Source organism: Vibrio ouci, assembly GCF_004551525.1.
Classification (GTDB): Bacteria; Pseudomonadota; Gammaproteobacteria; order Enterobacterales; family Vibrionaceae; genus Vibrio; species Vibrio ouci.
Genome location: NZ_SATR01000019.1, coordinates 83,301 through 96,880 on the forward strand (window position 1 = coordinate 83,301; position 13,580 = coordinate 96,880).

Genomic DNA, 13,580 nt, shown 5'->3' on the forward strand with positions numbered 1-13,580 from the left:
CCACTCGCCACTATTTATTGGTAAGTTAGTTAAGCGTCAGTACTGTTGAGCGTTCGACAAGCGTCGGTTCTAGCTGAACCACCTGAGCATCGGTGGAGCCACCTTCAACCTTATTAAGCAAAGCTTCAACGGCTGCCTTACCAAGGCGATATTTGGGTTGATGGATTGTGGTAAGCGAGGGAGTCATGAACTTGGCGATATGAATGTCATCATAGCCAATAATAGAGAGGTCTTGAGGAATATGGATGCCTTTTTCATGGGCGGCGTTAATCACCCCCATCGCCATCATATCGTTACAGACAAAGATAGCGCTTGGTAGTTTGCCTTTAGCATAGATGCGGTTAAAGGCGTCATAGCCCCCTTCGCATTCAAAGTCAGCTTCTACAATCCAGTCAGCGCTAAATGTCAGCCCTGCTTCGTTGATGGCGCGTTTATAGCCTTCATAACGCATTTGGGCTTGATGCTTAACTAACGGACCAGTGATACAGCCAATCTGCTTATGTCCGCAATCTATTAAGTGCTTCGCCGCAAGGTAACCACCACGTAAGGAGTTATCTTGAATCTTGTCACTGGTGAACAACATTGGTCCCCAATCCATCACCACAACAGGAATGTCAGGGTACTGCTCAAAGACATCGATACGCTCACCTTCAAGAGAGGAACACATCAATATCAGACCGTCGACACGCTTTTGCAATAGGGTATCAATCGAACCGCGCATGCGCTCGTTATCCCCTTCGGTATTGCACAGAATAAGGTTATAGCCTTTGTGATAACAGCTGCGCTCGACACCTTTAACTACCTCACCAAAGAACGGGTTAGTTGATGTCGTCACCAACATACCAATGGTTTTAGTGCGATTCACTTTAAGGCTGCGAGCAAGCGCGGAAGGACGGTAGTTAAGCTCTCTAGCGGCGCTGTTGACGCGCTCTGAGATTTCTTCACTGACGTATCGAGACTTGTTAATGACATGGCTAACCGTAGAAGTTGATACTCCGGCTAGTTTGGCAATATCCTTCATTGTCGCCATGTCATTGTCTCCATACGTGGGTCTTGAGTTAGATTCGTTGTTCTAGAAATGCATTCACTTCATCACGTGTCGGAATGGATGTTTGAGCACCAAATCGAGTCACAGAGATAGCCGCAGCTGCATGAGCAAACTTAATCGCTGATTCTAAAGGCAAATCTTCTAATAGACCAGTGACCAATGCCCCATTAAAGGTATCTCCCGCCGCTGTGGTGTCTGTCGCATCCACTTTGAAGCCTGCAATGAGCTCACCACGGCCATTTTGGCTTAACCACACGCCCTTAGCGCCTAAGGTAATCAGCACAATTTCAATACCCTTGCGGTGAAGTGCATTCGCCGCTTCTTGAGCACTGTCGTTATCGGTTACTGTCACGCCCGTTAGCACTTCCGCTTCAGTCTCATTCGGCGTAATCACATCAACACATGCAAGCAGTGAATCTGGTAATTCTCGCGCTGGCGCTGGGTTCAAAATAACGTTAGTGCGAGCTTCTTTTGCTACTTGCGCCGCTTTTTCAATACCACACATAGGGGTTTCTAGCTGCATCAGCAAGTAGTTTGCTTGGCGAATGCGTTCAAGATCAGGCTCGATCGCTTCTGCGGTTAATTTGGCGTTCGCTTCTGCTGAGATACAAATACTGTTCTCGCCGCTGTCTGATACTTGGATCATCGCAATCCCTGTCGGGCAGTTTGGCTGCATTTTCACACCCGTGATGTTGATGTTATCCATCTTGAAGTTTTCACGAATATTAATACCAAACGCGTCATCACCGACACAAGCAATAAAGCCCGTGTCTGCTTTCAGGCGAGCGGCAGCCACCGCTTGGTTTGCCCCTTTACCACCAGGAATAACTTGATAGTTTCGACCATGCAACGTCTCGCCTGGGCGAGGAAAAGAAGGCACTTGAAGAACATGGTCAGCGTTAACACTACCTAAAACCACTAACTTATTCATACGGTTATCCTCGGTTCTTTGTGAACCTTTTATACAATTTGAACAGGAATAATAAGTTTGCGTTCTTAAATAGAGCTAAAGAACGCAAGCTTATTCGCCCTCCCTCCCATACGACAGATAAAATGGGAAGGAAGGCAGAATTACTACTTAGTAATGACTTTCAGAGGAACTGGGATGTAGTGCTCAACAGTTGTACCTTTCAACACTTTATCCGCTGTTTCGATACCTAGCGCACCAATCAGATCCGGCTGCTGTGCAATCGTTGCTGATAACTTGCCACGGTTAACCGCTGCGATACCATCATCTGTGCCATCAAAGCCAACAATCATCACGTCTTTACCCGAAGCTTGAACCGCACGAAGAGCACCTAGCGCCATTTCGTCATTCTGAGCAAATACCGCTTGTACATCTGGGTTCGCCGCCAGTAGGTTTTCCATTACGTTTAGACCTTTAGTACGGTCAAAGTCAGCAGGTTGACTCGCCAGTACGTTCATGTCGCTACCTTTAACAGCGTTCATAAAGCCTTCACCACGCTCACGCGCCGCTGAAGTACCCGCAATACCTTCTAGCTGGATAACCTTAGCTTTCATACCCACTTTTTCGACAATGTAGTTACCCGCCATCTCGCCGCCAACTACGTTATCAGACGCAATGTGACTCACAACTTCACCACGGCTTGCACCACGGTCAAGTGTCAACACTGGGATGTTAGAACGGTTAGCCATGCGAATCGCATTTGAAACCGCATCTGAATCCGTTGGGTTGATCAGAATTGCTTTCACACCACGGATAGTAAGGTCTTCAATGTTTGATAGCTCTTTACTAGGGTCATTCTGCGAATCCAGAACAATCAGGTCGTAACCAAGCTCTTTTGCCTTCGCTTCCGCACCATCTTTCATGGTGACAAAATATATTTAGGGTTGTTCATAGCTTCAGGGGTTTCAGCAAGTGACTAAGGTTATCAGATCACCAGTGTTATAGGTACTTTGTTAGTAGCATTCCATTCTATGTAGCTACTCTAGGCATTTCTATCTATCTGCCAATAATTAACTAGGCACACCAAAACACGTTCCGAAGGAACGAATAACAGTGCTCTTATTGGATATGGTTTCAAAGGAACGTTAGTTCCTTACATGGATAGACAGGAATCCCACATTTCACAACGGTAGATTTGCTTTAGATTGGATTGTCATTATCCCACATTTGGCACTACCTCATAACTAGGAAACGTCATTAGATTTGCACTCCTTAAACGTTTCAAAACCAGTACTGATAAGGGTTCACTACTTAGGACATAAACATTTATTGCTGTCCTATTTGGTTAGGTAGTGACGATTTAGGCACTACCAAAAGTAGGCTATAGAACCATGGTTTAAATATGGGGTTAGCCTTAAGGGTTGAAATAGTCATTTTATAGGTTGGATCATATGGTTAGGATCTGAGGGTTATATTAGGGATTGCTAACACAATCAAAGTCATAACTTATTGAACCATCTAGAGTAGATCTAGAAAAATTGAAACATGACATAAGCTATAGAAATGAAACTTTCATAGCATAAGTAGCATATTCACAATTAATTTTATGAAATATCCTATAAGGGAATTTAAATTAATGAGGCTATTACTTATGAGAAAGTTAGACTTTAATAAACCTAGTGTCTGTGGGATTGGTTATATAGGTACTGAAGTAGATCCCGATGAATATCCATTAATTTATGGTAGATGGAAAGCCATGATCAATATGGGATATAACAAGACTTACAAACTATACAATGGTTACTTAGTTAATAAGGAATGGCATTGCTTTAGTATCTTTGCTATTTGGTTCATTAAGCAGTGTGAACTCTTAGGGATAGATCCAAAGGTTAAGAATTATAACTATGTGCTTAACTGTACTGCTGGATCTATCAGAGGTCATGAGGTTCATTCCCCTGCAAACACTAGGCTTATGACTAAGAGTGAACAGCAGTATGCTACTAACAATGATGTTAGGTTTATCTAGTGCTGCTCGTCAGCAGTTTCCGAAGGAAACTATTCAATTATCTATTATGGATATTGGTTATAAGGAAACGTTAGTTTCCTATTCCTTGGCGAGAATGAACGTCTTTAAATTTAAATTATCCTATCTCTCTAATAGTGATTTAATTCCATTTCATTCAATGGATAATTTCTATTTAAATGTAGTTCATTCGAAGCTCCATAACATGGATGTTATGGATTCGGGCTATCCACTAGTGAAAGGGAACTTTGTTCCCGTAGTTTCATGAGCATTTAATATAATTCTGATAATGTGTTGTAGCACAGGGACAAGAATTTTAATTCTTATAGTCCCGTAGCTATTTCACATTATGACTGAATTATGTTGAATGTGGATTTTTGTACACATTCAGGTGTGTAGCTAGTGTGATGATGCTAAATGAGGGATTCCCACCTTATAGCTATTCTCTTTATTGGTTCGGCTGGTGGACATAGACTAATGACAATTCACTCAGTAGTGGTATTATGGTTCTGCTCTTGTAGTAGCCGACAATAGCAAACCGTAAGAAATGATAAAGCCAGCTCAATGCTGGCTTTGTTATATCTGATTGTTGGATCATGCTCTTTTCTGGTTCACATCATTTAGATAACGGTAAAGTGTTGCTCGACTGACACCTGCTGCTTTAGCTGCATCTACCTTACCTAGACCATTCTCATTCATTAGTCGTACTGCTTTCTCACAAGCTGCAATAGTCTTTTCAGATTGTTGCTTACCTTTGAATTTTCCTTCTGCTTTAGCTCGTTCAATACCAATAGCTTGTTTCTCTAACATCATTTCACGTTCCATCTGTGCTACCGCCGCTAGTGTTGTGAGAACCATGGTTCCAGTTGGTGTACTGGTGTCTATTCCTAGAGTCTTAATAACCAAGGTGATCCCACGTTGTTTAAGTTCCTCAGCAAGTGTACACACACCAATTGCATTACGACCTAGACGTGACAAGTCATAAACAATGAGTGAATCCCCCTCTACCATTTCAGATAGCAGAGATTGAAGCACAGGACGTTCCATATCCTTACCACTTGCTTTCTCAGTTCGTACTTCTGCTAATGGGTAAGCTTCCATCATTACCTTAGCTTGTTGGTCTACGTTCTGTTTAGTAGTCGAAGTACGACCATAGATAAATTGTGTCATGTAATAGCCTGTTAGTAAGAAATGTCTCATAAGAGACCTATAAGATACATTGCATCTTTAAGGTGGTCAATAGACCTATAAGATACATTTGTATCTTAGTTCACATAGACATGCTTATAAGACACACCGAAACACTACCTTTGTGTAAGCAATAGCAGCCTAAGTTATCCCCTCTTATTTCCTCTGTGACTTCTAAGCTACATCGGTGTGCTTATTCTCGATCTCACTTTTGAGCGTACCTATTCCCTATCTAATGAACCATGACCACCAGCTCAATGCAGACAGTGATAAACATAAAGATCTATAGGTGATGGGTACTTAGAACAGGTGATAACGTTTTAGAACATTTGGGGGGGTAGTTGATGGTAATTTAGGTTTTTTACACAATACCAACAACTTACTAAATTATTTAACAATCTATAAGAGTTGCCAAAATATAGCGTAGAAATTCCCATATAAGGGTCAACACATTGTTATTCATTACCTCATTATGACCGTATAATCTTTTATGAAAAACAAGAGACACTAGATAGTGTCTCTATGAAACTAAAGAAACAAAGAACAATCGAAAGGTAGGCATATTATGTCACAAATTAAATGGGAAGCGGTAGAAGCTCCAGAACATAGAGTTTCAATGTACGGAATGCAGCAAGCAGGTGATGCATTCGATAGAGCCTTAAAAGGTCTTGAATCTATTGCTACTCGTCAGAATGAGATTAACCAACAGAACTATGATGTTCTGCAAAATGCTGCACTAGCTGAGAACCAAGCTCGTTACATGGCTATGTCTGATGATGAGAAAAGAGAGTTCCTATCTAATCCTACTTTTGCAGGTGATACAGTCCTAAGTGGTGACACTAAGCTTAAGTTTATGGACGCTATTGGTCAGGACTATGACAACATGATGCAGACTGAGAGATCTAATAATGCTTGGTTCGAGCAACATGGTGCTAAGGTCAAAGCTGATCAAGATGCAGCTACTCTATTGCATAAACGTGGACTAGAAGAGAATCAGCAACAGCATGGTTTTAACTTGGGTCTGCAAAATGACAGACAGCAACATGAAGTAGCTAAACTGGTAACTGATTATGCTAATTCTCCTGTTTCTGAAACAGTCGATAGAGCTACGGGTAAAGTAACCAAGATTTATAGAACTCCAGAAGAGGTAGAAACTTACCGTCAGAGTTTATTATCTGGTTCCGGCATGACCAGTTCACAGACTTCTACTACTCCTAATGTAGCTCAAGATGCTGCTCTTATTGCTGGTGGAAGTACTCAATCACAACAGGCTAAAGCTAAGTTAACTGGTGGTGTGACAAATCAGGTAGATCCATTGGTTCGAGCTGCACAGCAGCAACAGCAGCAAGTTACTGACAATGAGAATAGAATCATTGGTAGAACTCCGGTTACTCCTACTGCTACCACTCCTGCTAAACGTACTGTTCCGAGTGTGACTGAGCAATTAGATCAAGTTGATGCTGTGACTACTCCAGTACAAAGAGACACATCACATCTTGCTCCTACTACTGGCTTTAACACTGGTAATGAATCAGTTGATAACTTCCTAAGTACGATCCAAGCTAAACCAGTGACTGGTTATGCATCAAAAGAGAAACAGGAAGCACACCAAACTAAGATTGATAAAGCTAGTGAAGTGTCAGAGCCAGTACGTGAACAACTTACACACCTTAAGGATATTCTAGCTAATCCGGTAGGAATGGAAGCAGCTTCCGGTGTAGTAGCTCAACATGGTGCTAAGTCTGGTGATTGGGCATCTGATATGCTGGCTAGTTATGTACAAACGGCAGAAGGTGCAGCAGATGCAGTAGTGAAAGCTCTACCAGACTCAGTACAAGAGGGGTTAGGTTTGCAGTCAGATCAGCAGATTGATGAGAGAGCTACACAACGTGCAAACGTTAGAACGTCATCAACACAACTAGATTCAGGTTCATTCGTTCAATTGATTAAAGAAGCAGGTTCAGCAGGTACATCGAACCAAGATTCTAAAGACTTCAAAGTGTCTGTTTCTGGTTTCGAACAATCGAGATCTAACCCTCAAGCATTCAAGAATACAGTGATTAAAACTACTGCTTTGCTTGAGTACAAGACTAGAAGACTTGCAGCAGAAGCAGAAATTAACCGTAATCTAAATCAACGTGAGAAATCTATTCTCATGAAGCAGGTTGAGTCTGACTTAGGAATTGTTCGTCTTAAGAATGGTAACTTTGATATTCGACCTCAAGATCAGCAACAGGCTATTGATGAAGCTAACCAACAATCAATTGATGCTCAACCTGCTCCGGCTGCTACTCCTATCAATAGTCTCTTTGATAAAGGTTATGAAGTAGGTGACGAAGTTTCATTCCAAGGGGTTAACTACATCATTGATAAGAATGGTCTACCTAGAGCAATGGGAGCACACAGATAATGATTGATTTAAGCCAATTTCCAGACAAGGTACAGCAAGAACCAACTAATCAAGCTGTCACTCTGGATATGTTCCCTGATCGTACAGAGGTTAATAAACTCAATCGTGAAAGACGATTGAAAGAGGATGCTATTAGAAAGCACAGACTTAAGCAGACTGAAAAGACTACGAACATGGTCAATGATGCGTTTGATATGGCTGATACAGTTCGTACTTTGATTGGTTCTAGAATGTCTGGTGGTGATCCACTTCAAAGAGAAGTTAGACGTTTATATGATGAATCAGCACAGGTTAAAACTCCTGCTAGTGGAATGTCTCTATCAGAGATTGAAGCAAGAATAATTGGTGCTGGTGGACGATAATCACTAACCAAATAGAGACGAGAAATTAGGGATCTGTAAACTACGGATCCCTTCTTGTTATGCATATTCTGAAGCAACTTCTTGCAGAACCTTTGTAAGCTGCCCACCATTAAAGCCAGCAGTTGAGCCACAAGACCCACAAACGAAAGGAAACATATTTTCCAATGCAACCATGGCACCTTCACATTTAGGACAATAAACAGAGTTCTCAAAGCTTCCCGAAGGTTTACGCTTAAACTTAGCTCCTTTAAATGATACGAATTCTTTTGACTTCTCTTGAGCTTCCAGCTGAGAGCTAATCCTCTGGAGTTCCTTCTTTAGAGACTCATTTTCTTTTTCTGCTAACGCCAGCTTACTTTCTAACACTTCATATTTATCATTTATAAGCTGAAGTCTTTCTTTCAAAATCGTTGACGAACCATGTTCATTAATCAACTTTTCAATCATTGCTAACATTATTACCTCCAATATGCATAACACTAAATTAAGTAGTCAACAACGCTACCACCCAAACCTAAACCATTGTGCCCTAAACACTAAATTGACTTGAAGTGAAAGCGCCGAGTGTTGCGAATCAGCTTGAATTGCTTGTTAGCTGGATTCATATTTGCCCAGAGAGAATCTTTTCTTCAAGCATTTTCATAGCAAAGCCGGTTCCGTCACCAGTTAAGTGACTACCATCATCAGCTTCTTCACCAGTATCCCTTCCACAAAAAATACCACTACCTGTATGCTCTTTAGCAAATAGCAAACATTGACGTCCAATGCCTTGGCCTAAATACCCGTCAATTTCATCCAGGAACATGTGAGTCAATTTATAAATGCCACCATTATCATCATCAATAAAATTAAAATCAAACGAGCCTATCTGATCACTGGTACCTAAGATTCCAACTTTGATAGTAAGGTCACCTTGAGCCAACAGTACAATTTTTTTGCCATTGTTAAGCTCATAAATTTTTTTATCTGTATCTTCTTTAAGTAATTTCATTAAATAGTCTCACGATGAATTAAGTACAACTATATTTATACCGCTCCCAAATACAAACATCCAGCTAACGCCGCGTTAAGTGGTGAGCAACGCTACCACCCTACCTAAAACATTGTGCCGTAAACACTAAAGTAGAATCAAACCGAAAATGCCAAGCGTTGGGAATCCGTCTTAAACGCTTTGTTATACATATATTTTTAGCGCTAATAATCCAATAGTTGCTGAACAAACCGCAAAGGATTAGCTAAAACAAATGACCACACTAGTAGCGAGAACCCCGTCACCTGTGTATACGGAACTGATATGGCATCGAAATACTGTGGCAGTAACCCTATAGCCCCAAGTGGCATAAAAAACATTCCCACGTAAGTTCGAAACTCACTGACATAGACCTCAGCAAAGGAAAGAAACAGCAAGACCAATGACGCTAACACTATGCCGACCACAAAAAGCGGAACATAAATTTCCCAGAAGCCCATCTTTGGATGCAATAACGGTGAAAGCTCTGAAAATAGAGCACTAATGAACACGGGGATGAATATTTTGGAAGACAGATCGTCAATTGCTTTAGCATAAATTGTTCCGAAAGTTTCCATTTTACCTCCATATGTATAACGCCAAATTAAGTAGTGAGCAACGCTACCACCTACCTAAAGCATTGTGCCGTAAACACTAAAGCTGATTCAAACCGAAAGTGCCAAGCGTTGCGAATCTGCTTAAATTTATTGTTATGTGATAATTTCACTACCACGCTCCAGCACCCAACAACGCTCGTTTTTGGTGTAGCCAATTTGTCCATAATAGTCATTGGCTGCCGGTGCGGCGATTAAAAACAGTTTACATGTAGGCTGAATTTGAGCTTGAGTTTGAACTTGTAACTGCTTGCCTATTCCCGACCTTTGGTACGATTCATCAACCGCTAGGTCGGACAGATAACAACAATAATGGAAATCCGTAATAGAGCGAGAAATACCAACCAGTTTAGGACCATCCCAAGCAGTGATGATGAGATTACTATTGTCCAACATACCGTTGATACATTCGATATTTTCTATTGGTCTACGCTCTCCCAACGTCGAGCGCTTAAGTAAACCAATAAACTCGTCAGCTGAGATCTGCTGGTTAACTTTGTATTCGATATTCAATGTGACCTCCTTATCACATAACGCCAAATTAAGTAGTGAGCAACGCTACCACTCACCTAAACCATTGTGCCGTAAACACGAAAGCTGATTCAAACTGAAAATGCCAAGCGTTGCGAATCTGCTTAAATTTATTGTTATGCCACGACTCAAAGTTTTTCGCTGAACTCACCACACTGATTGCACTTATAACCCTGTTTATAGAAAAACAGAGGAAAGCCTAACAATATGAACACTAGAAACGCTGGCCGCTTGCCCTTTGTATAGGCAGATAAGTCACTACTTCCGCAGTGAGGGCAAATGTCTAGCTTCTCTCCTATTTCTTGAGAGTAGCTTTCTAGGCTTTCAGAAAAATCACTAGTAAGAATCTCGGTCGCTTCCTCTAAGTCTTCTTCAGAAACCATTAAGCGAACACCTCCAATAGCATTAGAATATAGCCATTGTGTATTCACCGTATGCTCATCTGCAATGAAGCTTTCAATACCAGCACTTTCTAGATTTGCTTTGGCAATATGGGCTTCATGAGGAAAAGAAAACCTTGCTACTACAATCATAAACTTCTCCCAGTGGCATAACGCCAAATTAAGTAGTGAGCAACGCCACCACCAGACCTAAGCCATTGTGCCGTAAACACTAAAGTTGATTCAAACCGAAAATGCCAAGCGTTGCGAATCTGCTTAAATTTATTGTTAGGTGATTAATACGATGCACCATTGATCTTCCGAACTGGGATACCAGAAAGCACTTCATATTCAGCCATTCTCATATTTACAGCTAAGATATCTTCAGAACATTTTTGTGTCGTTACGTAATGCGTTAAACAACCACATGAGTTGCAACGATGAAATTCTACTTCTTTGTCACCCCAACAATAGAAAGCCGTTTTCTCATTCATGCTGATTTGAACTTGTTCTGGAGAAAAGTACGCCCAAGCCGCAGCATAGCGACGACAAATAGAACAGTTACACTCTCCCACTTCTTTAGGAAGCGAACTCAACACCAAGCTAACGTTTCCGCAGTGACACTTTAATTTCATTCGATAATTCCCCGTATTCACCTAACGCCAAATTAAGTAGTGAGCAACGCTACCACCTAACCTAAACCATTGTGCCGTAAACACTAAAGCCGATTCAAACCGAAAGTGCCAAGCGTTGCGAATCTGCTTAAATTTATTGTTATGTTCACGGTTTCTCTAAAGCTTTTCCCAGCAAGTAAACTCACACCGCCTAAAAGTCCACCGATAGTAAGAACACATTACCAGCGAGTAAAATACACTGGTGATTATGGACTCATATAACAAGTTTGAAATTGTCGACTCGACTCTGAGTAATGAGAGAATTGGAAAGTAAAAGATGAAAAACTCAAAGAATCGTATCAGTAGATTACGTGCGAAAGAGACGTAAAATGGCGGTCGTAATTTCAATCCTGCCCTTCTGAGCCACTTATGTAACGGTGGATTGTAGTTACATTTCCATATATTTGCGGCTTCCAACTCTCTAAAGGCACGCCCAAGCTTGTTCTCATAGCTCATTCCCAACCTCCTATTTTGAGGTAAAGGATACACAAATAGTGCTTCTTTAACTTGGAAACACTTCAAGATTTCCAAAAGTGACCATAACGCCAAATTAAGGTGTGAACAACGCCAACCGCCCTACCTAAACCATTGTGCCATAAACACTAAACTGGCTTGAAGTGAAAGCGCCTAGCGTTGTGAATCACTCTTAAATTTATTGTTATGCGAAATTCGACAATGCTGATTTGTACGCCTTTCTGGCCTCAGGACTTAAGTAACTCTCCATGCCTTGGAAGAGTTCAAATAGTTCAGCACCATACTTAAGCTTGAACTCTTCACTGCTATAAACAAGCTCTAATTCATTAGCAACAGTTAACTCACAAAACAATTTCGCCATTGCATTGTCGAGTTTGAATGTTGAACCAGTAAATCTGTCTTTAAATTGGATTTCTAGCACTTTGCCAAATTGGGGGAATACATAGTCTCGGTCGCATGAGCAATACAAGTAAACCAATGCTTCTTCATCACTACCAATTATTCGTGCTATTTCTTGGCGCTGGCTTAGCGACACCATATTTTCATCGAAACCCGCTGTTCCATAAGCGGCATGAAAGAGACCTGCGATTTGAAGTAACTCGCTACTACCCCAGTTAATTAGAACTTTTTCAGTGCCTTTTAGGTGCGCTTCCAATGAACCATTGAGGTGCTGAAAGTCGCCCGCACCAAGTTCTTGAAGCATTCCAAATTTATCCATAAATCTCAATTCCCTTTAGGTCGCATAACGCCCTGTTAAGGGGTGAGCAACGCAATACAAAAGCCGCCGAATATCACCTTAAACACTAAAACTAACGCATAGTAAAAATGCCACGCGTTGCGAATCCCTCTTGAACAATTTGTTATGTGGTTTTCCCACGTAGTCCTATTAAATTTCCAAATGGGTCCTCAATTTGGCACATTGAAAGACCATCTTCAATTTCCATTGGTCCACGATAAAGGCACGCACCGAGTTCTTCAAAATGAGCCAAGGCAACACATAAGTTATCTACTGACCAGTAAACAACTGCGCCACTTTTACCAGCACCAACCTTTTTGTCTGCTTTGACTATTTCTAGTGAGAAACCATTTATATCAAGCGCTGTGAAGTCAAAGTCAGGATGGTAAATCGGAACGGCTTCTGGAAAAGCTTTCTTGTACCATTCAAGCCCTTTCGCTACATCTGGGACATGAACAAGAACCGCTGATGGATTCATAATTTTTCTCCAACCACATAACGCCCAATTAACGTGTGAGCAGCGCAAGCACTGAACCCAAAAACTGCGCCGTAAACACTAAATTCAACCCGAAGTGAGAGCGCCAAGCGTTGCGAATCACTGTTGAATTGTTTGTTATGTTTTACCACAAATACATGATTTACTTGAGAAAGAACTTCTATTTCTAACAAGTTTTCTGAAGCAAACCACAAGGTATGAACCAACTTGACCGCCAAAGGCGACCAACCCAAAACAAGTAATTCCACTTCCCTGCCCAATGAGGCAACGCTAGGAACTTTCAACAAGCGCCCTGTCTTTCCAACCAAAGCACAAAACAATGGCAAATTGCCGAGACAACTGCCAAACCGAAATGCTACTTGGCAAAGAACCTAAAAGCGACTTTAAGCCAGTTAAACAAGAAGCCGACCGCCACGACCTGATAATGAAGCAACCCGCGAACATTGGCATGTTTTACGGGCTGAGAGATTCAAGAACTTAGTCCGACAATGCGGATTTGCTGAGTCTACTAGGGACGAATTGCCAGAGGGACAAAGAACTAAAGCCCAAGACCATTAAGTCTCTGATTTTAAAGTAAACATAACGCCAAATTAAGTAGTGAGCAACGCCACCACCTGACCTAAAGCATTCTGCCGTAAACACTAAAGTTGATTCAAACCAAAAATGCCAAGCGTTGCGAATCTGCTTAAATTTATTGTTAGTTGCGTAACCAAACTCGCGCTACATAC

16 protein-coding genes and 1 pseudogene are annotated in these 13,580 nt (G+C 41.4%); 3 read left to right on the forward strand and 14 right to left on the reverse strand.

Annotated features, from left to right (window positions below; genetic code table 11):
- Window positions 1–25: 25 nt before the first annotated feature.
- The 3 genes and pseudogenes from ELS82_RS13550 to rbsB all read right to left on the reverse strand — a co-directional run.
- Window positions 26–1,030, reverse strand: a complete 1,005-nt coding sequence (locus tag ELS82_RS13550) for a substrate-binding domain-containing protein (RefSeq protein ID WP_134835940.1) — start codon at window positions 1,028–1,030, stop codon at window positions 26–28.
- A gap of 28 nt (window positions 1,031–1,058) precedes the next feature.
- Window positions 1,059–1,979 (reverse strand): ribokinase, encoded by a 921-nt coding sequence (rbsK, locus tag ELS82_RS13555; protein ID WP_134835941.1) that lies wholly within the window; start codon window positions 1,977–1,979, stop codon window positions 1,059–1,061.
- A 143-nt stretch (window positions 1,980–2,122) separates the two neighbouring features.
- Window positions 2,123–2,890: pseudogene (rbsB, locus tag ELS82_RS13560) on the reverse strand (ribose ABC transporter substrate-binding protein RbsB); the annotation flags it as partial.
- A 716-nt stretch (window positions 2,891–3,606) separates the two neighbouring features.
- Between rbsB and ELS82_RS13565 the strand changes: the two are divergent.
- Window positions 3,607–3,981 carry a hypothetical protein gene (locus ELS82_RS13565; RefSeq protein WP_134835942.1) on the forward strand — a complete coding sequence of 125 codons (375 nt, stop codon included), beginning with the start codon at window positions 3,607–3,609 and terminating at the stop codon, window positions 3,979–3,981.
- Between the two features lie 591 nt (window positions 3,982–4,572).
- Here the strand turns inward: ELS82_RS13565 and ELS82_RS13570 are convergent.
- Window positions 4,573–5,148, reverse strand: coding sequence for a recombinase family protein (locus ELS82_RS13570; protein ID WP_134835943.1), 576 nt, complete (start codon window positions 5,146–5,148; stop codon window positions 4,573–4,575).
- Window positions 5,149–5,731: 583 nt separating this feature from the next.
- Here ELS82_RS13570 and ELS82_RS13575 point away from each other — a divergent pair.
- On the forward strand, window positions 5,732–7,576 hold the full coding sequence (locus tag ELS82_RS13575; protein WP_134835944.1) for a hypothetical protein: 1,845 nt from the start codon (window positions 5,732–5,734) through the stop codon (window positions 7,574–7,576).
- Window positions 7,576–7,938: a hypothetical protein gene (locus ELS82_RS13580; RefSeq protein WP_134835945.1), complete on the forward strand. Its 363-nt coding sequence runs from the start codon at window positions 7,576–7,578 to the stop codon at window positions 7,936–7,938. The genes ELS82_RS13575 and ELS82_RS13580 overlap by 1 nt, the downstream gene beginning before the upstream one ends.
- Window positions 7,939–7,995: 57 nt before the next feature.
- Here the strand turns inward: ELS82_RS13580 and ELS82_RS13585 are convergent, their stop codons facing one another.
- The 10 genes from ELS82_RS13585 to ELS82_RS26305 all read right to left on the reverse strand — a co-directional run bounded on the left by ELS82_RS13585 (window position 7,996) and on the right by ELS82_RS26305 (window position 13,139).
- The gene (locus tag ELS82_RS13585; RefSeq protein ID WP_134835946.1) at window positions 7,996–8,394 is read right to left on the reverse strand and encodes a hypothetical protein; all 399 of its coding nucleotides are present in this window, start codon (window positions 8,392–8,394) and stop codon (window positions 7,996–7,998) included.
- A 145-nt stretch (window positions 8,395–8,539) separates the two neighbouring features.
- Window positions 8,540–8,929 (reverse strand): hypothetical protein, encoded by a 390-nt coding sequence (locus ELS82_RS13590; protein ID WP_134835947.1) that lies wholly within the window; start codon window positions 8,927–8,929, stop codon window positions 8,540–8,542.
- Between the two features lie 203 nt (window positions 8,930–9,132).
- Window positions 9,133–9,525 (reverse strand): hypothetical protein, encoded by a 393-nt coding sequence (locus ELS82_RS13595; protein WP_134835948.1) that lies wholly within the window; start codon window positions 9,523–9,525, stop codon window positions 9,133–9,135.
- A gap of 132 nt (window positions 9,526–9,657) precedes the next feature.
- Entirely contained in the window at window positions 9,658–10,074 is a 417-nt protein-coding gene (locus ELS82_RS13600; protein WP_134835949.1) for a GNAT family N-acetyltransferase, read from the reverse strand.
- Window positions 10,075–10,220: 146 nt separating this feature from the next.
- Window positions 10,221–10,625 carry a putative signal transducing protein gene (locus ELS82_RS13605; RefSeq protein ID WP_134835950.1) on the reverse strand — a complete coding sequence of 135 codons (405 nt, stop codon included), beginning with the start codon at window positions 10,623–10,625 and terminating at the stop codon, window positions 10,221–10,223.
- 143 nt (window positions 10,626–10,768) lie between these two features.
- Window positions 10,769–11,107 carry a GFA family protein gene (locus ELS82_RS13610; protein WP_134835951.1) on the reverse strand — a complete coding sequence of 113 codons (339 nt, stop codon included), beginning with the start codon at window positions 11,105–11,107 and terminating at the stop codon, window positions 10,769–10,771.
- Window positions 11,108–11,263: 156 nt separating this feature from the next.
- Entirely contained in the window at window positions 11,264–11,602 is a 339-nt protein-coding gene (locus ELS82_RS26935) for a DUF6404 family protein (protein WP_081984263.1), read from the reverse strand.
- Between the two features lie 202 nt (window positions 11,603–11,804).
- Window positions 11,805–12,338 carry a DUF6817 domain-containing protein gene (locus ELS82_RS13620; RefSeq protein ID WP_134835952.1) on the reverse strand — a complete coding sequence of 178 codons (534 nt, stop codon included), beginning with the start codon at window positions 12,336–12,338 and terminating at the stop codon, window positions 11,805–11,807.
- A 142-nt stretch (window positions 12,339–12,480) separates the two neighbouring features.
- Entirely contained in the window at window positions 12,481–12,834 is a 354-nt protein-coding gene (locus tag ELS82_RS13630) for a VOC family protein (RefSeq protein ID WP_167489311.1), read from the reverse strand.
- Window positions 12,831–13,139, reverse strand: a complete 309-nt coding sequence (locus ELS82_RS26305) for a hypothetical protein (protein ID WP_167489313.1) — start codon at window positions 13,137–13,139, stop codon at window positions 12,831–12,833. The genes ELS82_RS13630 and ELS82_RS26305 overlap by 4 nt, the downstream gene beginning before the upstream one ends.
- Between the last annotated feature and the right edge of the window lie 441 nt (window positions 13,140–13,580).